General features: G+C 36.7%; 22 protein-coding genes. 5 read left to right on the top strand and 17 right to left on the bottom strand.

Annotated elements, in window-relative coordinates:
- Position 1: 1 nt before the first annotated feature.
- Complete coding sequence (gene nikA, locus MF646_RS05765) at positions 2-1,552, bottom strand: nickel ABC transporter substrate-binding protein (protein WP_250095541.1); 1,551 nt, start codon at positions 1,550-1,552, stop codon at positions 2-4.
- Between the two features lie 430 nt (positions 1,553-1,982).
- On the opposite strand from nikA, the gene MF646_RS05760 reads away from it, so the two are divergent.
- Entirely contained in the window at positions 1,983-2,642 is a 660-nt protein-coding gene (locus tag MF646_RS05760; protein WP_250095540.1) for a phosphatase PAP2 family protein, read from the top strand.
- 66 nt (positions 2,643-2,708) lie between these two features.
- Here MF646_RS05760 and MF646_RS05755 read toward each other — a convergent pair whose 3' ends face one another.
- The 5 genes from MF646_RS05755 to MF646_RS05735 all read right to left on the bottom strand — a co-directional run bounded on the left by MF646_RS05755 (position 2,709) and on the right by MF646_RS05735 (position 7,582).
- Positions 2,709-2,888, bottom strand: a complete 180-nt coding sequence (locus MF646_RS05755) for a hypothetical protein (RefSeq protein WP_250095539.1) — start codon at positions 2,886-2,888, stop codon at positions 2,709-2,711.
- A gap of 218 nt (positions 2,889-3,106) precedes the next feature.
- Positions 3,107-5,155, bottom strand: coding sequence for a peptidoglycan D,D-transpeptidase FtsI family protein (locus MF646_RS05750; protein ID WP_250095538.1), 2,049 nt, complete (start codon positions 5,153-5,155; stop codon positions 3,107-3,109).
- 146 nt (positions 5,156-5,301) lie between these two features.
- On the bottom strand, positions 5,302-5,802 hold the full coding sequence (locus MF646_RS05745; protein ID WP_250095537.1) for an endolytic transglycosylase MltG: 501 nt from the start codon (positions 5,800-5,802) through the stop codon (positions 5,302-5,304).
- Complete coding sequence (locus MF646_RS05740) at positions 5,792-6,178, bottom strand: hypothetical protein (RefSeq protein ID WP_250095536.1); 387 nt, start codon at positions 6,176-6,178, stop codon at positions 5,792-5,794. Before MF646_RS05740 ends, MF646_RS05745 begins: the two co-directional genes overlap by 11 nt.
- Positions 6,179-6,406: 228 nt before the next feature.
- A complete protein-coding gene (locus MF646_RS05735) occupies positions 6,407-7,582 on the bottom strand; it encodes a TraB/GumN family protein (RefSeq protein ID WP_250095535.1) in 1,176 nt (391 codons plus the stop codon).
- 469 nt (positions 7,583-8,051) lie between these two features.
- Here MF646_RS05735 and MF646_RS05730 point away from each other — a divergent pair, with 469 nt between their 5' ends.
- Positions 8,052-8,450: an SET domain-containing protein gene (locus MF646_RS05730; protein ID WP_250095534.1), complete on the top strand. Its 399-nt coding sequence runs from the start codon at positions 8,052-8,054 to the stop codon at positions 8,448-8,450.
- An 81-nt stretch (positions 8,451-8,531) separates the two neighbouring features.
- Here MF646_RS05730 and MF646_RS05725 read toward each other — a convergent pair whose 3' ends face one another.
- Both MF646_RS05725 and MF646_RS05720 read right to left on the bottom strand, forming a co-directional pair.
- Entirely contained in the window at positions 8,532-11,639 is a 3,108-nt protein-coding gene (locus MF646_RS05725) for an efflux RND transporter permease subunit (protein WP_250095533.1), read from the bottom strand.
- Positions 11,640-11,655: 16 nt separating this feature from the next.
- Positions 11,656-13,044: an efflux RND transporter periplasmic adaptor subunit gene (locus MF646_RS05720; protein WP_250095532.1), complete on the bottom strand. Its 1,389-nt coding sequence runs from the start codon at positions 13,042-13,044 to the stop codon at positions 11,656-11,658.
- A gap of 287 nt (positions 13,045-13,331) precedes the next feature.
- Here MF646_RS05720 and MF646_RS05715 point away from each other — a divergent pair, with 287 nt between their 5' ends.
- Complete coding sequence (locus MF646_RS05715) at positions 13,332-13,772, top strand: hypothetical protein (protein WP_250095531.1); 441 nt, start codon at positions 13,332-13,334, stop codon at positions 13,770-13,772.
- Between the two features lie 57 nt (positions 13,773-13,829).
- Here MF646_RS05715 and megL read toward each other — a convergent pair whose 3' ends face one another.
- The gene (megL, locus tag MF646_RS05710) at positions 13,830-15,017 is read right to left on the bottom strand and encodes a methionine gamma-lyase (RefSeq protein ID WP_250095530.1); all 1,188 of its coding nucleotides are present in this window, start codon (positions 15,015-15,017) and stop codon (positions 13,830-13,832) included.
- A gap of 239 nt (positions 15,018-15,256) precedes the next feature.
- On the opposite strand from megL, the gene MF646_RS05705 reads away from it, so the two are divergent.
- Positions 15,257-15,622, top strand: a complete 366-nt coding sequence (locus MF646_RS05705) for a hypothetical protein (RefSeq protein ID WP_250095529.1) — start codon at positions 15,257-15,259, stop codon at positions 15,620-15,622.
- A gap of 119 nt (positions 15,623-15,741) precedes the next feature.
- The gene (locus MF646_RS05700; RefSeq protein WP_250095528.1) at positions 15,742-15,906 is read left to right on the top strand and encodes a hypothetical protein; all 165 of its coding nucleotides are present in this window, start codon (positions 15,742-15,744) and stop codon (positions 15,904-15,906) included.
- A gap of 446 nt (positions 15,907-16,352) precedes the next feature.
- Here the strand turns inward: MF646_RS05700 and MF646_RS05695 are convergent, their stop codons facing one another.
- The 8 genes from MF646_RS05695 to MF646_RS05660 form a co-directional block, all read right to left on the bottom strand.
- On the bottom strand, positions 16,353-16,541 hold the full coding sequence (locus MF646_RS05695; RefSeq protein ID WP_250095527.1) for a hypothetical protein: 189 nt from the start codon (positions 16,539-16,541) through the stop codon (positions 16,353-16,355).
- Between the two features lie 690 nt (positions 16,542-17,231).
- Positions 17,232-17,975 carry a FixH family protein gene (locus MF646_RS05690; protein WP_250095526.1) on the bottom strand — a complete coding sequence of 248 codons (744 nt, stop codon included), beginning with the start codon at positions 17,973-17,975 and terminating at the stop codon, positions 17,232-17,234.
- 165 nt (positions 17,976-18,140) lie between these two features.
- A complete protein-coding gene (locus tag MF646_RS05685; RefSeq protein ID WP_250095525.1) occupies positions 18,141-18,353 on the bottom strand; it encodes a hypothetical protein in 213 nt (70 codons plus the stop codon).
- 208 nt (positions 18,354-18,561) lie between these two features.
- Positions 18,562-19,467, bottom strand: coding sequence for a phosphatase PAP2 family protein (locus tag MF646_RS05680; RefSeq protein WP_250095524.1), 906 nt, complete (start codon positions 19,465-19,467; stop codon positions 18,562-18,564).
- A 274-nt stretch (positions 19,468-19,741) separates the two neighbouring features.
- The gene (locus tag MF646_RS05675) at positions 19,742-19,936 is read right to left on the bottom strand and encodes a hypothetical protein (protein ID WP_250095523.1); all 195 of its coding nucleotides are present in this window, start codon (positions 19,934-19,936) and stop codon (positions 19,742-19,744) included.
- 67 nt (positions 19,937-20,003) lie between these two features.
- The gene (locus MF646_RS05670) at positions 20,004-21,395 is read right to left on the bottom strand and encodes a PAS domain S-box protein (RefSeq protein ID WP_250095522.1); all 1,392 of its coding nucleotides are present in this window, start codon (positions 21,393-21,395) and stop codon (positions 20,004-20,006) included.
- Positions 21,396-21,606: 211 nt separating this feature from the next.
- Positions 21,607-22,734, bottom strand: coding sequence for an alanine dehydrogenase (ald, locus tag MF646_RS05665; protein WP_250095521.1), 1,128 nt, complete (start codon positions 22,732-22,734; stop codon positions 21,607-21,609).
- A 135-nt stretch (positions 22,735-22,869) separates the two neighbouring features.
- Positions 22,870-23,289, bottom strand: coding sequence for a hypothetical protein (locus tag MF646_RS05660; protein WP_250095520.1), 420 nt, complete (start codon positions 23,287-23,289; stop codon positions 22,870-22,872).
- Between the last annotated feature and the right edge of the window lie 95 nt (positions 23,290-23,384).

The raw sequence follows: 23,384 nt of genomic DNA, 5'->3' as shown, positions 1-23,384 counted from the left end.
ACTATTTTACATCCATTGTATTTGTAATTAGGTAGTACTCTTCAGAGCCTGGACTCCAGTTTTTGATTCGTTCATTAACTCCTACAATGATATGAGGATATAAAATAAATGATTGTGGAACTTCTTCCAGAATGATCTCAACAGCCTGCTTTTGCAAGGCAACTCGTTCATCAAAGTTAGCTATTACATTTAACCGTTGTGTTAATTCATTTAATTCTGGAATATTAATTTGCCCTGGATTCAAAGACCCCTCTGGTAAGTACGCAACATTTAAGAAATATCCACCGTCTCCCCTAGGAGCTGTTAGCATCGAGTACGTCGCAAGGTCCCATTCATCTTGTTGATCCCATAAATAACTATCAATATTTTCAACTGTTACAATATTAATCTCTATTCCAATATTTGCTGCTTCCGCTTGCAAGTATTGTGCCATTAAAGGTAGTTCAGGTCTTCCTTGAAATGTTGCCAATGTTAATGTAAGAGACTCTCCATCTTTTTCTAATTTCCCATTATCATTTTTCTCATATCCAGCTTGTTTCAATAAAGCTTCTGCTTGAGATGGATCGTAACTTTCTGGCTCTTCATTACTCGCGAATGCAAAATCAGGGTTGAACGGTCCATTTGCAGCCGTTGCATGTCCATTCATGATTTCACTTACTGCGACGTCGCGGTTTATTAGTAGATCGATCGCTTTTCGAACGTGTAAGTCTTGTAAGGCAGGTTTTGCTGCATTATACAGAACGAAATGAGCTCGCAAACTCGACACCGATTCAACGCGAAGGTTATCATTAGCTTCAACTGGATCTAACGTCTCAGGAGGCAAATGATAGGCTATGTCAGCTTCACCTGATTGAAGTGCAAGAGCACGGACATTTCCGTCAGAATTATACTTGATTGTCACTTCATCTAAATTTGCCGCTCCATCCCAGTAATCATCATATCTTTCAAGCTTAATTTCTGTTTCGGATGTAAAATCAACTACTTGGAATGGACCTGTTGCTATTGGTTGTTCACTAATGTTTTCTGCATCAACCTTGATGATGGAAGCATTTGTATGTACCAATTCTGAGACAAAAGCAGGGTACTCTTCGGTAGTAATAAACGTAATCTCCTGGCCACTTGCTTCCATTGTTTCAATTTTTAGATTGGATGCAAGTGCGTCGTTTACTTCCATCAGACGCTCAAACGAAGCTTTTACCGCTTCCCCATTAACTGCGGTTCCATCATGGAATGTGACTCCCTCTCTAATTGTAAACGTCCATGTTCGATCATCGTTTTGTTCCCAAGATTCAGCTAACCATGGCTTGATGTCTAAATCTTCATCTACTTTCACTAACGTCTCTGCAATTCCTGCACGTACACCCATCCAATCTTGATGTGGATCTATTGTTGTAGATGCAAAGCTAAACAAAAGAGTTATTGACTTATCACCGGTTTCAGAAGATATTTCACTTTCCCCTTGCGAACTAGAATCCTCGCCTGAGTTACACCCCGTAACGAAAGCAAGAATTATAGCAAAAACGAGATACATCATTATTTGTTTTTGAAACATTACTCCACTCCCTTTTTTTAACCACATTTACATATAATAGCACAAATCGTAACGATTATTATTTCTACTTATCTAATTTACTTCAAGAAATTACTGAATGTCAATTATAAATCGTAACCATTATGAAATATTTTCTAGTTTAATTAAGATTCTATTAATTGTTTTTTCATCGAGCAGCAAAAAAAGTTGTCCCCAATGTTTATTGCCTTCTAGGACAACTTTAAAGAATAATAGCCTTACGAACTTTTCTTCTTTTCCTCTTTAAGCCCCACTTTGGAAAAAACATTTGCTTGGGCTGGGATATTTCATTTCACAAAAAAATTCTTTCTTTCCTGCACTTTTAATAAATTTTCATAATTATATTCTTCCGGACTATTATTTGTGATGTTACAATAGAACCTTATTATAAATTTAGAAAGAGTGACATCTTATGGCGGATTCAAACAAGCATCAATTTTTTATTGCGACAGGTTGCCTGATTTTATTTATTTTTATATCTATTCTTTCCTACCGAGACCAATTGGTCTTTTTTGATCAAACGATCATTTCGTGGGTAACGGAAGGTGCATCCCCGTTATTAATCTCATTCATGGAAGGGATTACGAAAATTGGTTCAGGCGAGGTCATTTTAGTTACATCTTTCGCTATTGGTTTTTATTTATTAGTTAGAAAGATGTGGGGATATGCCCTATTTTTATTTACAGTTACATTTGGTGGTATCGCATTAAACTTCCTTCTTAAAATCCTGTTTCAACGTGAAAGACCCGGCGAGATGAGTGTAATTGAAGTATTCGGTTACTCATTAGAAATTGCCTCATATAGCTTTCCAAGCGGTCATACTATGAGAAGTTTTATTTTCTTTTCATTCTTAATCTATATTTGTGTTCATATTATTAGAGGTTCGTTCGCAAAGGTTTCGTTTACCCTTCTTTTCATTTCAATGATTGTTTTGGTTAGTTTAAGCAGAGTGATTGTAGGAGCACACTTTCCATCAGATATTCTTGCAGCGGGAACGATATCCATTGCGTGGTTCTATTTTTGTTTACTATTCCTTCGCTTTTTGTTAAAAGGCAGAATCTCCTATACGTAAAGTATTAATTATCTAGGATAATGGATGTGAAATTTCCAAACACGTTTAAGGCGCCATATGGCGCCTTTACTTATGAACTAATGATCGATAGTCAATACAGCATTTCGTACAGCCATTCCAAGAAAAAACTTTTCTTTGCTTATGTATACAAGATATACAAAGCAACCGTTCACAATAAGGACATTCCTTCCCATTTGACTCTACTTGATCAATAGATCCGCAATCTGCGCAACGTGATATCGCCATATTAACCTCCTCCTCCATACAAGAGTATGGAAGAGTATATTTACTTAGACCTGTAATATCTAAAATAAAATTCTCTTACCTGTATAAGAAAACACACAGAAAAGCTTTTACCTTTCCTGTGTGTATCAACATATTAACCATAAAAAAGCTAGCCATAAATGAGGCCATTGAAAAAGGTCAAAACCGTACCTTTTTCAGTGGCCTCTCTATAATTCAGCCTATTCATCCATACTTGCCCAAAACCTATTTGCCATATCAACGACATCGCTGCTCCCACGACCTTCAACCATTAAGGTGACTAGGTAATCACGATTGTTAACATCTACACTTGTATACCAACCAATTTCGTCACCCTCTGTACCTTGGGTGTCTTTAATCTCTGCAGTTCCTGTTTTTCCGGCAAGCGTACGAGAATGTCCCGCGCTTCCTCTGTATGCTGTCCCATTTGGCTCATTCACTACCGCAAAGAGTGTCTCTAATACCGTTTCTGCTGTACTTGGTTTGATAACATGTTCTTTCCATGGTTTAGACTCACTTTCCATAAAAAGTATCGGTTGAATAATGGTCCCCTCATTTACGAACATTGTATATAAACTACTTAAGTGAACAGGGTTCATTTGCACTTCTCCTTGTCCATAACCCGTATCAGCTAAAAGAATTTCATCATCAAGTCCTTCGTTTACAATCTGTGAATCATTCAGTGGATATTCAAATGTGAATTCCTCTGAGAAACCAAGCTTTTCAGCCCAGGCCATCATTCGTTCTGCCCCAATTTCTAAAGATTTTTGCGCAAAATATATGTTATCGGAGTACTTCATTGCCGTTTTCAAATCAACGTCTGTTACACTTGGGTTAACGCGAGTTACACGATAGTTCCCCCAACTGCTATCAGCTCTCCATCTTTCACCCTCTATTTTAACGACTTCATTTGGATCCAATTCGTCTTCCTCCACTCCAATTGCAGCTGTAATCGGTTTAAATACAGACCCTGGTGAGAATGTACGATTGAAGCGGATCAGATTTACATTCCGCTCATCTTCAATCCAAGCTGTACGTTCAGGTGATCTCGTTTTTAAATAAACTTGATTCGGATCAAATACAGGTCGACTAACAAGTGCAGTTACTTCGCCTGAAACTGGATCCATGACAACACCGGCCCCTGCTTCGTCACCTATTGCATCAAATAATTTCCTTTGTATATTCACATCAATCGTTAAAATTAAATCTTTACCGTCTTTCGGCTCTTGATTTATAAGAATATCCCGTATCTCGCCATTCGCATCAACGACTCGTACTTCAAAACCAACCTCACCACGGAGTTGTTCCTCAAATGCGGTTTCCAATCCAAATCGACCAATATGTTTTCCAGCTCCGTAACCAGGCCAATCTGAACGCTCCAAGTCTTCTGCATTTACCTCTCTAAGGTCTCCTGTCAAGTGAGCAGTCAAATCGGCGTAAGGGTATTCGCGTCCTGGTCTAGTATCCACAACAACACCCGGAATGTCGGCTTCATTAATTTCATGAATACGTTCATCATTTAATGGGACGTACATGATCGGTGCTAGCCAATCTGGATTCGTATCCTTATAAACAACAGCGAGTTCTTCCACTTCTTCTGCTTCAAGACCAAGAATATTAGCAAGTTGTTTTACTTCCGCTTCTAGATCTTCAATTTTTTCGTACTGAAAACCAATCCGACGATATTGGCCGTTGATAGCAAGAGGCTCACCATTTCGATCAAAAATTTGTCCACGATTTTCTGGAGTCATTGTCTGGTAGACAATTTCATCATCAATCGATTGAAAACTTTCAAAGAGGTGGTTCGGTTGCCAGCTTACAAACCAATCATCAACCTCTTCTCCCTCTTCATTTGTTTGCAACTCTCTAACTACTTGCACTTCTGAATCATATGTAATGGGACCAACAAGTGTATCTAGTTCTACAGTAACTGGATATGTAAGGTCACTAACTTCATCCCAATCAATCTCTTCTTCCTCAAAGTTTCTTGACTCGTAACTTAGTTGAATATTTGAAACTTCCATCTGCTCATGAACTTCAGCATATTTTTCAGCTAACGTTACACTCCCGTTTGAGACTTCCTCTTGAGAAGCTAATGTGAGAAACTCGGCTATTTCATCATATTGCTGATTTTCCCAAGCATGAATATACCCCTCAACTACATCTTCAGGATTTGGGTCATCTGTAGAACACCCAATTAATAAGAGTATACTAACTACAACAACATACTTCTGAAACTTTATTTTCATTTGTACCCCCCACATTTATGTTAATCTATCCTTATTTTAATAGTTTTAATATCCATTTGCTACCATTTAAAACTATTTCAATCGGAGTATCTTTTTAAACAAAGAAAAAGAGATACAAGCAACCGCCATGTATCTCTTAAAAATCATTATTTAAATATGGTTGAGATGACCTCATCTAATGACATGTCACTGGTAATTTCAAATGTACCTGGACGTAATGAATTGGCAAGTCCGCGACTTTCTACTTCATTAAAGAAAGCCATTGAATTATCAATAATATCTGCTCGAACAAGAGCATTTCCTACATCAATACTTGTCATTCCTGATGAAACAGTTAGAATCAACTTCGTACGGTATTCAACCGTTTCGTTCGTTTCCTCTGTTTCTTCATCTCCTTGACTAGCAATGCTTGCTTCTGCTTGTTCATAAGCTTCAGCCGCAACATATTCTAGTTGCTCTTGCCATTCTTCTTCTGTATAGATGAAATACCCTTCGGCTGCTAATGTGGATTTCATTTCATCTATTGACATCTTCTCTTCTGCTTGTGTTTGGGCTACATCACTTGAACCAAAAAAATACACTGCTCCGCAAACGCTTGCCGCAATAAGTATCCCTCCAGCAAAGCTCCGTAATGAGTTAGCTGTCATTGGCTACTTTTCTCCTTTCGTCTTTCTCTTCTAGATAAGGAGTAAGCAAGAGTCTTACTTCATTTTCAGTTAACTCTGTTTCTGTAGCAATCCCTTCCAATGAATATCCGCGCTTATGTAAGTCTAGTACTTCACGCATTAAGATTCTTTGTTTAGGAGAAACAGATTGTTTTCCTTTCTCATTTGCAGAAATTTCAGCATCAAGCTCAAAATCACGCATTTTCTTCTGTAACTGATACACTTCTTCCATTATTGAAATAGAGAATTGTTCCAATTCTTGTTGTGCCGCTTTTTGAGATTGCCTAGTTTTAGAAAACGACAAAATGAGCAACAAAATGGCTGAACCAAACAGTATGGCTAACGCCCATTCCATCATAATAGAATCCTCCCTTATATGAATCTATTTTCACTCAAGATCTAATTATACAATGTTTATGTCAAAAATTCGATCCAAAACAAGAAAATACGACAAAGGTCAGATGTTTGTAACAAAAGTGACATAATATTAGGGTGTTATCATAACTTAATGCCTAGTATTAGAACAGTAAATCGATAATTTGATTGCAAAAAACCATGCCTCAAATTGTGAGACATGGTGTTTGTACTAAGATCCTAAAATATTTTGTATAAACATACGAACAACGTCGGCTCCTCCAATGATGGACCCTAACGTGCTCCCTAAGTTTGCCAACACAACAACAAGCAAGATTCTAGTTACAGAATTGCTCCAAAAACCTTTCACTGTAAACACATCATCTGATAAATTTTCAAAATCCCCCACTTTTGGTTTTCGAATGTACGCTTCGACAAAACCAGCAAACCATCCGGCTGCAAGAAGTGGATACAACGAAGTAAGTGGCGCTACGATAAAGGCTGTAATGACCGTTAACGGGTGGCCAAAAGCAATAGCTGCCCCAATTGCAGCAAAAAAGCCATTCCATAGGACCCAACTCATCGTTAAATTTACACCAACAGCAGGGTTAGTATAGAAAGTATAGCCAATAATTCCTAGAATAAGAAGCGGGATGAACCATGCAATTAATTTAGGAGCGACAGATTTAGGCGGTCGCTTGGATAAAGCGTCTAAATCATGATCTCTTTTTATTTCTTCTTTAATACCAGGAACATGGGCAGCACCTAAAACAGCAACAATTTTGTTGCCAGGTGCTTCTTTAATCTTTTGTGCTAAATACTGGTCCCTTTCATCAATTAATGGTTTCTTTAATTTAGGAAAGGCAATTGTAAATTCATGAAGCATCGAATTGAGCATATCTTTTGATTTCATCTTTTCCATTTCTTCTTCAGAAATTTCATCTTTGCTAAAGACACTATATATAATTTCCATCATTAATTTTGCTCTTCCCCATAATCCTACACCATGCCAAATTCTTGCAAAAGTAATTTGGATATTGCGATCAGCAAGGACAAGATTAGCACCTATTTCTTCTGCAGAATCAATCCCTTGTATCATTTCTTGACCGGGTTTAATACCAAATTGTTTGGCCATTCTCTTTTGAAATGAACCTATAATTAAGTTCATAAGAAGGAGAGTTGCTTTCTTTTCTTTGATCACCTTAAATATATCCATATTTTTCCATTTATTAGCATCCTTAATGGACTGATATCTTTGATCATCTAACTCCACACAAACCGTGTCAGGTTTCTCTGATTCAATCACTTCTTTTACTTGTTCTGCACTTTGCTTTGATACATGTGCCGTTCCAATAAGAATTAGCTCTTTCCCTGATATATGTAATCTTGTTATGTTTTGTTCCGACATAAATTACCTTCCTTTATGTATTCTCTCTAAGTATATATGTCTTTTGCACACTTTCCATTTTAACACTTTTTATAGTACTGTAGGAAAAAATAAATCTTTTTTATTTCGTTAAGGCTGTAATGAGCTTACTAAAAACAATTTGGTCATAAATAATAGTGTTTTATTGTAAAAAGCCATTAAATCTGCAAAAATAATATGATTGATAAACTTTATTTATAAGGCTATTTCGTAAAGATTGTTGCTATGATATAGGTTTTCCGGAGTAAAATGGAGCGGAAGTCACTCGACTCCTGCGGGATACAGAGGTAGGGGCGAGACCCCACAGGCGCAGCCGAGGAGGCTCGGCACCTCCCCGCGGAAAGCGAGTGGCTGGAGCGCAATGAAACAAGGCACGGGGCACGTAACCCATAAAAACAACAAAGTATACGAAAACAGCCATTTATAAAAATAAAAACTTGTAGGTGACAATATGATAGAAGTTAAAAAATCAGAACTTAGCGATGGGGAATTTAATCGAGGTGTCTTTGCAACTAAAGATATAAAGAAAGGGCAACTCATTCATTCAGCCCCTGTCCTTCCTTACCCGAATGAACAGGACATATTAATTGAACATACGGTTCTTTCCGATTACGTCTATGAATATGGAATTAACCATGGGGCAATTGTTTTAGGATATGGAATGCTATTTAATCACTCCTATACTCCGAATGCCACTTATGATATAAATTTTGATACTCATACATTTGATTACTATGCTTACACGGATATTAAAGCAGGGGAAGAAATCTTAATTAACTATAATGGCGATGTAGATGACAAGGAACCTCTCTGGTTTAACAAAGAACAGGGTACAGAAAAAGAGGAATAAACGGAAACAATCTTTATAGAACCCAAATAACAAAGTAAGCCTGCCTTTAGGAAACCCTCCCTCAAGCAGGCTTACTTCTCTTTAATCTGTTTCTATTTCATGGTCTTTCTTTCGTCTAAATAACCCTTTCAACCAATTTGTAAAGTTGTCCGTGTAAATGTACATAACTGGTACAAGGAGCAATGTAATAAATGTCGAGAAGGATAAACCAAATACGATAACCGTTGCCATCGGTGCTTGAAGTTCTGCACCTTCACCAATTCCAATAGCAAGTGGCACCATGGCAAGAACCGTTGTGAGCATCGTCATTAGAATAGGACGTAATCTTGTAGGCCCTGCTTGTAATATGGCTTCTTCTCTCTCGAGTCCTCGTTCTCTTAGCTTATTAATGTAATCGACAAGTACAATGGCATTATTTACAACAATACCCGCTAGCATAATGACCCCAATAAATGCAGGGGCACTTAGAGGTCTGCCCGTTAAGACGAAACCAAGTATAATACCAATAAATGTAGCAGGAAGACTGAACATCACAATAAATGGATACAACACTTTTTCAAACTGGAATGCCATAACCGCATAGACTAAAAAGATAGCGAGAGCCAATGCTAAAGTGAGATCGAAAAAGGCATCAAGCATCATCTCATAATCTCCACCTGTTTGATAATCATACCCTTCAGGGAAGATGTATTGATCAAGCTCTGCTTCTATCTCTGACATAACACTTCCTAAATCTCGATCCATAATATCGCCTGTTATTGAAACACCACGCGTTTGATCTTGTCGATTTATCACATTTGGCCCCTCAGCCTGCACAAATTCTGCAACATCGGATAAAGAAATCATATCTCCTGTTGGCGTTAAGATAGGAAGGTTTTGAATTTGGTTATAATTCTCTCTGTATTCGATCGGCAAAATAACTGAAATATCGATCTCCTGTCCTTCTGTTCTCATTTGTGTTGCAACAACCCCAGTCACACTGTTTCTAACTGTTTGCATCACATCCCCATATGATAAACCGTATTGTGCAGCTACATCCCGATCAACATGAATTTGCACTTCAGGTCTTGCTTCACCCATAGAATGCGTAACATTGTTCGTACCAGGGACGTTATTAATGATTTCTTGAATATCATCAGCAACAAGTCTTAACGTATCAAAATCTTCTCCTCGAACTTCAATTTCAATCGGGTTTCCACCCATACCATCACTTTCAAAGGCCATCACACTAAGATCTATATCAGGAAGAGTCTCGGAGAAATCACGGAAACCTTTTATCACATCATTTGTCGTGACATTTCGTTCACTTGCTGGTACAAGACGGATGTAGAGGTCTCCACTATTTCCTCCTCCACCTCCCATTCCCATCATTCCCCCTCCTCCAACAGAGGAATAAATGACTTCTGTAACACCTGTACTTAACAAATACTCTTCAAGTTCCATTAACGATTCTCTTGTTTCTTCTAAAGATGTACCAGTAGGCATTTCAAAACTAGCTGTTATTTCGCCCTGATCAAACGCTGGGATTAATTCGACTCCCACGAATCTTACTCCACCTAAACTAGCAACAAGTAAGATTAATGTACCAAAAACAATTGTTTTTTTGCGTTTGATTGCCCACTTTAACATCTTTCGATAGAAGTTATCGACACCATCAAAGAATTGTCCAATACGTACGCTTACCTTCGCAAACCCTTTAGGCTCTTCTACCACAGCTATCTTCGGCAACAAAAGACCGGATAACATAGGGACAATCGTTAAAGCAACAACCAAAGAAGCAAGCAGAGTAAACCCGACCGTAAGAGCTAACGGCATAAACAGCTCTGCAGCAATGCCACCAGTAAAAACAATTGGGACAAAGACAACTAAACTTGTTAATGTTGAGGCAATTACAGCAGAAGATACTTCTGATGCCCCTTTTTTGGCAGCTTCAACACGGCTGTAGCCTCTTTCACGGTATTTATAGATGTTTTCCAAAATGACAATCGAGCTATCTACTAATAATCCTATACCTAATGCTAATCCACCAAGAGTAATAATATTAATCGTTTGACCAGCAAAATATAGTAATGTAAATGCTGAGATTAACGCTATTGGAATTGATAAACCAATAATTAATGTACTTCTAAAACTTCTTAAAAAGACTAGTAGAACGATAATTGCCATTGATCCACCTAGAATCATATTCATAACAACACTTTGAATAGAGTCTTTGATGAACTCAGCCGAATCCATAATTTTTGTTAATGACACGCCTTGTGTTAACTCTGATTCGATCGTCTCTAATTGATTTGACACAGCATCTGAAACATCTACTGTATTCGCATCCCCTTGCTTTACAATATCAAGGCTTAAAGTAGGTTCCCCGTTGACATAAGCTAAAGAAGACACCTCACGGAACGTATCATTCACGTCTGCAACTTCAGATAATTTTATCGTCCCCCCTGTTTGAAGAGGAATGTTAATGTTTTCAATATCTGTTGTTGAGCGGAAATCACCAACGATTCGAAGGGGCACTTCTTGTCCTCCGCGCTCCACCTCACCTGCAGGAGCACTCATGCTTTCTCCACCAATAATTTGCGATAGCTGAGTTAATGTCACACCATAATTTTGTAACATTCTCACGTCAGGCTCCACAACTATCTCTCTTACTTGTGCACCCGTTAATTCAACTTGACCAACTCCAGGTATTCGTTCAAGCCGGGGAATAATACTATCTTCTGCAATATGCGTCAGTCTCGTTAAATCCATTTCTCCCGAGATCCCAATCTGCATAATTGGCATTTGATTTGGATCAAAGCGCATAACACTTGGGTCACCAGCTCCTTCTGGCAGACCTTGTCGAACCATATCAATCCTATCTCGCAAATCTAACATGACCGTATCCAAATCCGTATTAAAATCATACATTAATAGAATAAGAGATTGATTTTGAGCAGAAATTGACTGCATCGTGTCTAAACCTTCAGTAGCACTCAACGCACCTTCGAGAGGTCGAGTAACTAAATTCTCAACTTCTTGAGGCGCAGCACCGTTATACGGTGTCATGACAACAGCAATTGGCAAGTCCATATCTGGCATTAAATCTACCTTTAACCCAGATAATGAAACTCCTCCTAAAATCATCATAACAAGAGCAATGATGATGACACCAACTGGTCGCTTGACAGATTCATTAATCAGTTTCAACTACAGTACCTCCGTTTTAATTACCTTTAGTAGAAGATCTTTCAACATTCTCGATGGATTGTTCTTCACTTAACTCTTCTTCATCATCTAGATCTTCTTGTTCGACTTCTTCATCGTCTTGTTCTTCAAACGACGGATTAATATCGTTACGAATATTGATCAGTGCACCATCATATAACTGGTGACTCCCTCTTACAACAACGTATTCTCCTTCTTGTAAACCACTTTCAATCCCAAACCATTCTGCCGTTTCACCATTAATTGAAATGTCGCGCCTTTCTACAGTTGTCCCATCTGTAGTTACATACACAAATGTTTCATTATTCTGTTCAATGACTGCATTTACAGGTGCAACAACTTGTTCATTATCCCCACCAGTTTCAATCAACACTTCTGCAAGCATACCTACACGAAGATTGCCATCTGGATTTGCAAGTTCAATCTCAACAGGATATGAACGGGATTGTTCAGAAGGAAGCAAACTTATATAGTTGATCTTGCCTTCATACGTTTGGTTGAATGACCTAATATGAACTATAACTTCTTGTCCTTCCTTTAAATTAGGAAGCTGCGATTCGTTGACATTTACTTCAACGACTGGTGAATCCATTTGTACTAATTGTAAAAGTGGTGCTTGAGGTGATGCCATTTCACCTACGCTGACATCAAGGCCTGTAACTTGACCAGACATCGGCGCCTTTACAACAGCATGTGTTTTTTGTTGTTCTGCCATATCAACAGAAATTTGAGCTTGTTTTACAGAGGCTTCAGCTGCTTTGATTTGATCGGTTGATTTTGCTTGTTCTAATCCCATCTCAGCTTGTCTTACAGCAGATTTTGCTTGTTGTTTATCTTGTTCAGTCGGCATACTTCCACCTAGTAAACTAGCAAAAACGGCCTGAAGCTCTTCAGGCACTTCAGAAAGATCAACATCCGACGAATCTTCAGCATTTGAAATCATATTGTACGTATTCTTTGCTTGTTCTACCTGCATTTCTGCTTGTTTGACACTTTGATCTCTCATGTTTTTGGCACTAGTTAGACTCGCTTGGGCAGCTTCTAATCCTGCACGAGCTTGAGCAATGTTTAATTCTACATCTGTTGCATCTAACTCAAAAAGAGCGTCCCCACGTTGTACCGTATCACCGTTTTTGACGTGTACCGCCTTTACTTCTCCAGTTAACATCGGTAAAACAGCCATGTGTGACCCAGCCATTACATGACCTGATAAATTCAAATCATTAGAAAGGGTTCCTTTTGTTATCTGTTCTATTTCAACTGGATGTATTGGTGCTTGCTCTTCATCTGCTGATACACTATTTTCAGTCGTCTGCGAGCTACACCCAGCTAACATAACTAGAGTCATTAACATTAATGCTACCCAAAAATTTCTCTTACTTACCATGCAAATTGCCCTCCAATTAATTAAAATCTTTATACCTTTAGAATAAGCCTTTTCACCTATTTAAGTTGTGAATAAATGATCCAAGTAACATTCTATCATTATTAAATGAACTGAATATGAACTAATTTATGAACTTACATGTTATATATAACTCTCTAATGATTGATCGTACCAATCTAATATGAACTGAACATGAAGTATAAATATTTCGTTTATCTGACTAATAAGCTGTCAAGGCTAAGGATGATATCACTTTTGATCATAGCATGGAGAAGTTGGAGGGATTTATGGTTTCTTTTCGCGGGGACGCACATAAATTTTATTTGAAAATAAAAAAGAACTATCGAAAAGGCTTTAAACCTGAGGAATCGAAAGAACTTCAAGAATTAAAGGAAATAAGACATTTTTACCAAGTAATCGAAACTCGGACACTTGGAAATATTCATTATTGGATTTTAAAAGAAAAAAGCGGTTCTGGATTAATTCCGATTTTAGTAACCGCTATACCTTGGGTGCTCTTTATATTTGGTAATCAGGTACAAGAGTTCTTTAAGAACGATGATGGGTACCTCTGGTTACTGTTTGTCTTTATTTATTTAACAGCCGTTACAATTAGTGTTAGTATTCACTTCCGAGAACGATCGTGGGCAACCGTACACTCAAAGATTATAGAGGATATTATTGAAGAACGAGAACAGCAACAAAATCGTTCCAATTCCAATTATTGAAAATTTTTAATATGTAAAAAGATTCCTATAAGATCAATTGACCCTATAGGAATCTGATTAAACTAAGTCTAATGCCTGATTTAAATCCTCCCATAAATCTTCCCACGCTTCTAGCCCTACCGATAAACGAAGAAGCTCATTGGAGATACCCATTCGCAATCTTTCTTCAACTGGGATGACGGCATGAGTCATTGATGCCGGATGTTGGATAAGCGTTTCAGCATCTCCAAGACTGACTGCAATAGGAATAAGCTGGAGCTGATTAACTACGTTGACTGCATCTTCATATGTTCCTTTTATCTCAAAAGAAAGAAGACCTCCTCCTTGTTTCATTTGCTTTTTTATTATATGTGAATCAGGGTGATCATCATCTCCAGGATAGTACACTGACTTTATTTTTGGATGCGCTTTCAATTTAGTGGCCAACTTTTTTGCATTTTCACAGTGTCGATCCATCCGTACAGCTAGTGTTTTTAACCCTCGGAGTAACAACCATGCATCAAACGGAGAAAGAACACCTCCGATATCTTTTTGAGTTGTTTTCCTTAAATATTCTATCAACTTAGTCTCCCCCGCCATCAAACCAGCAACTACATCCCCATGACCACCAATAAATTTCGTTGCACTATGAACAACTAGGTCACACCCTAGTTGCAAAGGTTTCTGTAAATAAGGAGTAGAAAATGTATTATCAACTACAACTTTGATACCTCTTTTCTTTGCAATGGATACTACTAACTCCAAGTCAACAACTTTCATCGTTGGATTTATCGGAGTTTCAACATAAATACAAGTTGTGTTTTCTTGTATACTATTATTGATTTCTTCTGCGGATGAAAGGTTAGAGAAAGTAGAATGGATATTATATTTTTCGTCTAGAAGCTGCAACAAGCCAAATGTACAACCATACACTCCTTTTGAACAAAGGATATGATCATTTGCTTTTGTGATTCCAATTAATGCTGATGAGACTGCTGCCATACCAGAGCCAAATGCTAGTGCTGCCTCCCCTTCTTCTAGTTGCGCTATACGTTCTTCAAGGACTGAAACCGTTGGATTAGAAATCCGTGAATAAATATACCCAGGTTCTTGTCCTGCAAATCGTTTGGCCCCTTTTTCCATAGAAGGAAACATAAATGCTGATGTCTGATAAATTGGTGTTGTTAAACTGTCTAAATGTTGTTTTGCATCATACCCAGAGTGAACAACTTTCGTTTCAAAATGATAATTCTTATTCTTATTCATCATTATCCTCCTTATTTAGCTTGAAATCCTGAGGAAACGCTTTATTTATGTTATTTAACAACAGCTTGCTTTGTTCCGAAAAACGAAGAAACTTTAACTTGTTTTTAAGAAAACAATTCTTTATTTGAGATTGGTAGAATTGATGTAATCTGCTAAAATAAGTGTTTATTATAATGACTATACTTTTAAAAGGTAATCACACTATTTTAGTGGCTTAAGGTAGACAAGGGGGTTTTTACTTGTATAGAGGAAAAGCTTATTGTGAAGCAAATATTTACTTATACGCTCCAGAGAACGCATGTAGTGAGACCCTTACGAGGCGCAAGAGTGTTATAAAAAATTATTGTAGCAACACCGTTAGAGTAACTGAAATTCGTATTAAAGAATCAGGATTCGACGAACAAAAAAAAGAACATTTTATATCGCTTTCCGTCATGTCAGAAGTGCTCGTCAAATATGACCCTGTTATTACTCATCTAAATGATTATAGAGTGAATGCTTGTAGAGAATTTAGAAAACAGTTTCCAGCCGCTGGGGCTATCATGGCGCACTACATTGATACGTATAGTCCTTTTCGATTAGATGGATTTAAGAGTCGAGCATAATTTACTTGCCGTTCAATAGTCATAATTGTTAATTCTTAAAATTAAGTTATTTTCCTTTTAATAAAAGGCAATGTCACTGAATATAATTTTGTGAAATTACTTACCAGGAGGGAATCTTAATGGTACATTGGAAAATTACAGCCACCTTAAGAAATGGTGATTATGTACTTCAATATGGATCTTCCGAATCTGAAGAAAAGGCTTATGAAGAAATGAAGCAAGAAGAGTTATTAATAAGACAACAATATAGCGACAATGTTAAGGAAATGGATTATTGGCTATAAATATGGCTCTCCAGCATTGGAGATTTAATGCTGGAGATTCTACATAGTATACATTCATTTACCAGCTAAGCTTTTAGTAATCTTATTGAATAGACTCATATTAGTAAAGAAGGTGTAATCATACTATAATACCGATGAGTCCAATTATACTCCCAAGTACTCCACCGACTACTAACGACCGTGCCTTTAGAAAATCAAGTAACATAATGTCCTCCCCTTTTTTCTTTCTATCACATAATATGCTGTATATTCACTATCATGTGTATATAGTTTTGTAACTTTTTAATCAAGGGAAGTTTGATAAAGTTTTTTCGGGCTTTAATAAAGTAGTGAAGTTATATGTAATCGAAGTAGGAAAGATGATATCAAGGAAGATTTTTAAAAAGCAAAACGCCCTAACAATTAAATTCATAATAGATTAATAGGGTTAGAAGATTGTATTTATATTAAGCCAAAGCCTCATTCGTTCTGTGGTATTGTGAATCAATCATGAAATGAAGTATTTCAATTTCTTCCGTTGTGAGTTGTCTATTTAACTTTTCTTCAAACTCTTCTCTTAATTCTTTTAAAGTTACCATAAAAACGTCACTCCCTTTTAGTATCATTGGAGATTTCTTGTTACTTTGTTTCGACATACCTTGTACACCTTATTATAGTGAAAAGGGAAAATATTGCAAGCGTTTTCAATTAATGATATAGTTTTTTTTATTTATTTCCAGACATACGTTTCTCATATGAACAAAAATAATATTGAAAAATAAGATTAATAATAATATTCGAGCGTCCAATCCCATACAATAAACTAAGACCTGACATATTAAAAGAAGACACGTTTTAAAAAATGAAGTCACCGAAAAGGCCCCCTCCTCAGTGCCTCGATTAAGTGTGATAGCTGCGCACTTTGCATAGAGGAACTGGCGAGAGCGAGCCATTCCTTTTCAGTGTCCTCTAAAAAACATGTCTTTTTTTCTTTTTATTAAGAATTATACCGTTAACAGCTCCTCTAAAACAGAGGGGAATTATAGATTTATACGGAAACGTGATATAATATCTTTAAGGAGCTGATTAGTATGAAAAAATTTCAAGTATCCGTTGAGTTTCATAGCGGACAGCAAGTTAATTTCACTACTAAGTCAGATGTGAGAAAGGATATGTACCGGCTCAAGATTAACGGTGAAGATTGTATTGTAACCGACGATAATTTTGTCTTAAACATTTCCAAGATCAAAGCCTTAAAGGTTAAAAGATTAAAACGAAATTCTGCTTAAGCATCTGTATTAAGTAAAGAAGACGCGGATCAACATACACCCGTGTCTTCTTTTACTTTAAAAGTCTAACGTCATATCAACATGTTCATGTAATTCTTCATCTTGAATATGGACGATGACAGAGTATTGACCTGACAACTCTTCTATATCACGAAGCTCGTACACTCCATTGCCGACCTCAATTAAATCTAACCAGTCTCTTTGTTCGGCTTCCTCTTGCCACATTTCAAATGTTACATTACCTGATTCATACTTGTCACCTTCCACTACAATTTGAACAACTAGTCGATCACTTTTTAACTCTGTATCGATATCGACGTCATAGTGATGGTGATGGTGAGCATGGTTATCATCATGCAGCTCATGGCTATGACTATGATCAGCTGATATTTCTTCTTCGCCAACTTGAATTTGTTCAGTTGGCATTCGATGCATTCCACGTGCTGTCACATGTGTTTGGACATGATACACTCCTGCCTCTTCAAACGTATAATTTAATGAGTAAATATGCCCTTCTTGAGCATCTGCTTCTACCATAATACTAGCTTCCTTTTGACCTTCCAGCCAAATTTCATAAATTACCTCATTTGCATCTTCAACTAAGTCATCACCATGAGTTACAATGCTGTTAAACGTAACGGCTTCGCCAATTTCTGCAAATTCAGGAATATCTAATTCCACTTCTATGACCGTAAGTTCATCAACGAGTTCAGCACTTCCTTGTTCCTCTTCTGTCTGCCCACAAGCAGTTAGGATTAAAAATAAAACAATTAGTGCTACAATTCCTGTTGTTTTTCGCACCTAAATTCACCTCATTTTCATATTCTCTACTAACCTATAACATTCTCACCAATAATTTCAACGTTATACTACTAAATTCATTTTTTTTTCACCTTTTATGTAATCTATTCAAATAAAAGAGGGAATCTCTTGACAGATCCCCTCTCTTCATATTTTTATATTTTTTTATTTAAAAGCTCTGCCTTTTGTTAAATGACAGGCAACACCTTTTCCTATATTCCCAGGTTTGCTCATTTTATCTATATACCGTAATCCCCTTGTGCATTGTTGTTTACAAGCTAGACAAGTTGCTGATGTAACTATTTTCATCGTATATTGATATTTTTCTGCTGCTGTAATTTTCGGGGCTGCTTTTTTCTTTTTATTCTTGGTTGCCATTTTCATCGCTCCGTTCTTTGTGATGCTACATACTATGCGATCAATTCTCAAACGGCGCATCTTCTAATAAAATAATTTTTTATGAAATCCATTGATCCTTAAATGACTAAGAGGAGCCCCAAAGTTAGCATTATGTTTTGGGACTCCTCATTATTAAGATCAATTTGTAAACTTAATTGAAAACAAAAATAGAGCTGGATTCTAGTTATTAGACTGATAAATGTTCACTCGGAATTGTCGCTTCAAAATCTTTCTTATAGATATGTAATTTTACAAATACGTAAGGTGCTCCGAGTAGTCCCCATAAACCAATGCATCCATAACGTATAAAATCAAAAACTAACATTTCAGGAAGCAACACCTTTAGCCCAACTTGAAGGGCAAATAAACCTACAAGTCCAACCGCATAGGCAGCTGTCTTTCTCCATACCTTCTTTGAAATTATCATTCTAACTTTTTTATCTTCAAATAAATATCCAATCCCTGCTCCTAACAAGAAGCCTGCATATTTCACGCCTTCTACTTCTGGGAAAATAGCAACAATAAGTAGTGGCGTAACAATTGCTAACGTCCATTTTACTTTCTGTGATAGCTGCGAGATTTTATCTTGTAATCGTATAGAAATAATTAAAATAATAACTGCTACTAAAATACCTATTACCACATCAGCCGGCCAATGAAGCCCTGTGTATAGTCGAGAAAATGAAATACACAAAATAAGAATGATCGAAAATACCCAAAATAAAGGTTTGGCTAGTAAATACGCTAAATAGCCCCAAAGTGTTGTGGAACCTTGTGCATGACCGCTAGGAAAAGAATCATAAGGATAATGACTCCCTACTTCCGCTGATTCTATATACAGCGAATTGATTCCTTCCGTTCCGATCGGACGCTCGATAGCATAAGTAATTTTCAAGAAAGCATTAATAGTAACCGATAATAAAAAAATGTAAAAAAGTCTAAATCCTGCCTGTTTTGCAATACACCAATAAACCAATGGCACAATTAAAAAGTAAAACTCTTCATTTCCCAAAAAGGTAAAAAGAGCTGCTAACGCATTAAAGAAAGGTTGTTGGTGCTGGGTAATATTGATTAAAAATTCCGTCTGACTCATAAATTCCTCCATATGTATTTTTTGCAACTATAAAATATTCTACTTAGTTTGATCATCTCCTTGTCAAAATTAAGAATTTGTACAAGTGTAATTAAAATCTGAAAATTTGGACCATTGTATTTTTTAGGCATATGCCCCCCATTACTTATACAAGACATATTGCCTACCTCTTTCATAAAAAAATGGATAAAAAGAAAGCACCTATTATTAATAACAGATACTTTCTTTAGATCTTATTTATTCTGTATGTAGCTGACAAAATTAACACAGTTACTTATTTCGTCCAACCGGGTTCGTAAGTATAAATGGTTTCCCCGCCATGTTGAGCATTTCCTCGAAAATCAATTGCATCCTCTTGTTTAAGTAATATTGTACGAAAAGCATTAAAGTCCTCTTTCGACACTCTATACGATTTCAATTCTTGATTACGTAACTGGTTTAAAATCGATAACACATCTTGTTGATCCATCTTTCATCATCCTCTTTATTAGCCCTACTTATTGGGACACTGTCTGTTAAAGCTCTATAATGAGATTTTATTTAGTTTTAGCTTCTGCTTCAACTGGTAAATAAATTTCAATCGTTGTCCCTTTATTTTGGAGACTCGATATCTCCAATTTGCCGCTATGGGAATCAATAATTTTTAATGCTGTCATTAATCCAAGACCTGTTCCCTTTTCTTTTGTTGTATAAAAGGGTGTACCAATTTTAGAAAGGAACTCATTTGGAATCCCACTTCCTTGGTCGACGACTTGAATTAAAATTTCTTTTGAGTTATACAACTTTGCAGAAATAACGACTTCTCCACCATTTGGCATTGCCTCAATTGAGTTTTTAATTAAGTTAATAAAAACTTGCTTTAACTGGCTTCCTATACACTTCACATTGGGTAGGTCTTCAATATCAGTGATTACTTCGACATTATTAATTAAAGCCTGAGAACTTAACAGCATGACAACATCCTCAATGATTCTATTTAAATCTTCGTATTGGAAATCAAGAGCTTGTGGTTTAGCTAGCACTAGCAATTCACTAGTAATCATTTCAATTCTTGTTATTTCGTCAGACATAATATCTAAAAAATCACTACGCACTTCCTTTACTGTCGATTTAATTAACTGTAAGAAGCCTTTAATCGATGTAAGCGGGTTCCTAATTTCATGAGCAATCGATGCTGCAAGCTGACCGACTGCAGTTAACTTCTCGGATTCAAACAATAATTTTTCCGTTCTTTTTTGGTTAGAAATATCCTTAGCAATACCGTATACACCAACAATTTCTTGTCCAATAATAATGGGCATATTTGTTACTTTTAAATCAATAATATTTCCATTCTTATGTCTTATTTTTGTTTCATAATTTTGCGTAATTCCTCGAGTAGCCTCCATAAAGTACTTGTTGGTTTGTTCTAAATTCTCATCTAATATTAAAGGAATATAGGAAATCTTACAAAGTTCCTCTTCGTCATAGCCAACTAATTGCTCCATTGCGGGATTTACTCTGAGAAAGTTCCCATCTAAGTCAAAAGAATAAACAGCATCTGGATTGTTTTCAAATAAAGACTCATAATGAGATTCACGATTTAATACGGAATGCTTCTGTTTGGTAATATCTTGAAAATACACAGAAAGGCCTTTTTTTGAAGGATATGCCGTAATACTAAACCATAACTTTAATGGCGGATAATACATTTCAAAAGAAGCCGTTTTTTGTTTTTCGAGGGCTTTGGTGTATTGATTATATAAAGGTAATTTAACGGTTTCTGGAAAGACAGACCAAACACTCTTCCCAATTATTTTTTCCCTATCTTGTTGTAGAATTCTTGAAGCAGCTGTATTAATATATGTAAAGTTCCCGTTTAGATCGAGCGCATAAAATGGATCCGTAATTCGGTCTAAAATTTCATTCTCCGTTTCCGATATGTTCATCTTAATACCCCACCGAATTTATAATTAGTAGTTAATAGCTTTATAAAATGACATACTTTCACTTTCCTTACAACTAGTTTAAGCATATCACTTTTTGGAAAATAAGGAAACTAACCATCGACAAAGAATGAGGATTTTCTCACAAAAACAGACCAGTTCAGTAAAGCCAATGAAAAGTCCATTATTCATTGGCTTTACTAACTAGTCTGTCTTATTTATTTAATTTTTCCAGTGCTTCTTTCGCTGTCATATATTCCAACCCTAAATCAGAAGCCACGGCAGCATACGTAACTGCTCCAGCTGCTGTATTTAGCCCTAACTCTAATGCATGATTCTCTGTAAGAGCGAGCTGCACTCCTTTATTAGCAATTTGAAGTGCATAAGGAATTGTCACATTCGTTAACGCAATTGTTGACGTTCGCGGAACAGCACCAGGCATATTGGCTACGGCATAATGAACAACATCATGTTTCGTGTAGGTTGGCTCATCATGTGTCGTAATTCGATCAACCGTTTCAATAATACCACCTTGGTCAATCGCTACATCAACAACTACAGATCCAGGTTTCATTGATTTAATCATTTCTTCTGTAACAAGTTTAGGAGCCTTCGCACCTGGTATGAGTACTGCACCAATCACTAAGTCAGAATCAGCAACGGCTTCAGCGATATTTAAAGGATTGGACATAAGTGTTTGTATGTCGGTTCCGTATAAATCATCTAACTGACGTAAACGGTCTGGACTTAAATCCATAATTGTCACATCTGCCCCTAGACCCATAGCAATTTTTGCTGCATTTGTCCCAACAACTCCACCACCAATAACTGTTACTTTCCCACGTTTTACCCCAGGAACACCAGATAAAAGAATTCCCATCCCACCTTTTGGTTTTTCAAGGAATTGGGCCCCTATTTGAGCTGCCATTCGCCCAGCTACCTCACTCATCGGTGTAAGAAGTGGTAACGTTCTTCCTACTTGAACTGTTTCATAAGCTATCGCAGTAACTTCTTTCTCAACTAACGCTTTAGCTAACTCAGGTTCTGCTGCAAGATGTAAATACGTAAATAAAATTAGGCCTTTACGAAAATATCCATATTCCGAAGGGAGTGGTTCTTTGACTTTCATGATCATGTCAACTTTTTCCCAAATCGCTACTGGGTCAGCTTCGATTTCAGCACCCGCTTGAACATACGTAGCGTCTTCAAAGCCACTCCCTAATCCTGCATCCTTTTCAATGATTACTTCATGACCAGCCTGAACGAGTGTCATAACACTTGCTGGAGTCATCGCGACGCGGTTCTCATTGTTTTTAATTTCCTTAGGTACTCCAATTAGCATTATTGGTCCTCCTTATGCATTTCTCGATTACTGTTAGTATAGATACTTTTACAGTCAATGACATTGTTTACATTACAAAACGTACATTGTACCATTTGTGAAAAACCACAAACCCCAAACTTTTTTACTATTTTGTTATATGTATAATACAATTTTCATCATAAACATTGATAGGATAGCAATCATTAGTAAAAAGCTATACAATCTTAACTTAGTTATTTCATCATCTTCTTTTTTATCCTTCTCCAGATTCTCTAGAATAATCCGAACAGCTTTTGCTGTCATACCAAGAAGGGCACTTAATGCTAACCAAATTAACACAACAATAAAAAACCACACTGTTAACCACTGTGTCGTCATAAGAAACCCGGAAACAATGGCAATAATCACGCCACCATGAGCAAGCCAAATGATTCGTTTGTATATTTTCAACAACAGTGTAAACCTGCCAGGCTCATCCAATAAACTACCTTTAATTAAAAAAGGAAGCGGAATTAAGACAAAGAACAAAACTGACACAAGCATATGAAATGCATAGCTTATTAAATAAATCATTATTTTCATCACCTCGAATACTTATCTTACCAAACGTTTTTACAATTTGGAATCACTCATTGTATTCGAGTGCAGGTTCTTATTTTTTATGGTAG

The sequence above is a fragment of the Halalkalibacter alkaliphilus genome, assembly GCF_023555415.1.
Taxonomy (GTDB): Bacteria; Bacillota; Bacilli; order Bacillales; family Bacillaceae_D; genus Halalkalibacter; species Halalkalibacter alkaliphilus.
This window is presented reverse-complemented; position numbering and strand designations above follow the sequence as displayed.

Coding starts and splice junctions, on each gene's coding strand:
- nikA (WP_250095541.1), bottom strand. CDS start 1,552: ATGTTTCAAAAACAAATAATGATGTATCTCGTTTTTGCTATAATTCTT.
- MF646_RS05760 (WP_250095540.1), top strand. CDS start 1,983: ATGGCGGATTCAAACAAGCATCAATTTTTTATTGCGACAGGTTGCCTG.
- MF646_RS05755 (WP_250095539.1), bottom strand. CDS start 2,888: ATGGCGATATCACGTTGCGCAGATTGCGGATCTATTGATCAAGTAGAG.
- MF646_RS05750 (WP_250095538.1), bottom strand. CDS start 5,155: ATGAAAATAAAGTTTCAGAAGTATGTTGTTGTAGTTAGTATACTCTTA.
- MF646_RS05745 (WP_250095537.1), bottom strand. CDS start 5,802: ATGACAGCTAACTCATTACGGAGCTTTGCTGGAGGGATACTTATTGCG.
- MF646_RS05740 (WP_250095536.1), bottom strand. CDS start 6,178: ATGATGGAATGGGCGTTAGCCATACTGTTTGGTTCAGCCATTTTGTTG.
- MF646_RS05735 (WP_250095535.1), bottom strand. CDS start 7,582: ATGTCGGAACAAAACATAACAAGATTACATATATCAGGGAAAGAGCTA.
- MF646_RS05730 (WP_250095534.1), top strand. CDS start 8,052: ATGATAGAAGTTAAAAAATCAGAACTTAGCGATGGGGAATTTAATCGA.
- MF646_RS05720 (WP_250095532.1), bottom strand. CDS start 13,044: ATGGTAAGTAAGAGAAATTTTTGGGTAGCATTAATGTTAATGACTCTA.
- MF646_RS05715 (WP_250095531.1), top strand. CDS start 13,332: ATGGTTTCTTTTCGCGGGGACGCACATAAATTTTATTTGAAAATAAAA.
- megL (WP_250095530.1), bottom strand. CDS start 15,017: ATGAATAAGAATAAGAATTATCATTTTGAAACGAAAGTTGTTCACTCT.
- MF646_RS05700 (WP_250095528.1), top strand. CDS start 15,742: ATGGTACATTGGAAAATTACAGCCACCTTAAGAAATGGTGATTATGTA.
- MF646_RS05695 (WP_250095527.1), bottom strand. CDS start 16,541: ATGTCGAAACAAAGTAACAAGAAATCTCCAATGATACTAAAAGGGAGT.
- MF646_RS05685 (WP_250095525.1), bottom strand. CDS start 18,353: ATGGCAACCAAGAATAAAAAGAAAAAAGCAGCCCCGAAAATTACAGCA.
- MF646_RS05680 (WP_250095524.1), bottom strand. CDS start 19,467: ATGAGTCAGACGGAATTTTTAATCAATATTACCCAGCACCAACAACCT.
- MF646_RS05675 (WP_250095523.1), bottom strand. CDS start 19,936: ATGGATCAACAAGATGTGTTATCGATTTTAAACCAGTTACGTAATCAA.
- MF646_RS05670 (WP_250095522.1), bottom strand. CDS start 21,395: ATGAACATATCGGAAACGGAGAATGAAATTTTAGACCGAATTACGGAT.
- ald (WP_250095521.1), bottom strand. CDS start 22,734: ATGCTAATTGGAGTACCTAAGGAAATTAAAAACAATGAGAACCGCGTC.
- MF646_RS05660 (WP_250095520.1), bottom strand. CDS start 23,289: ATGATTTATTTAATAAGCTATGCATTTCATATGCTTGTGTCAGTTTTG.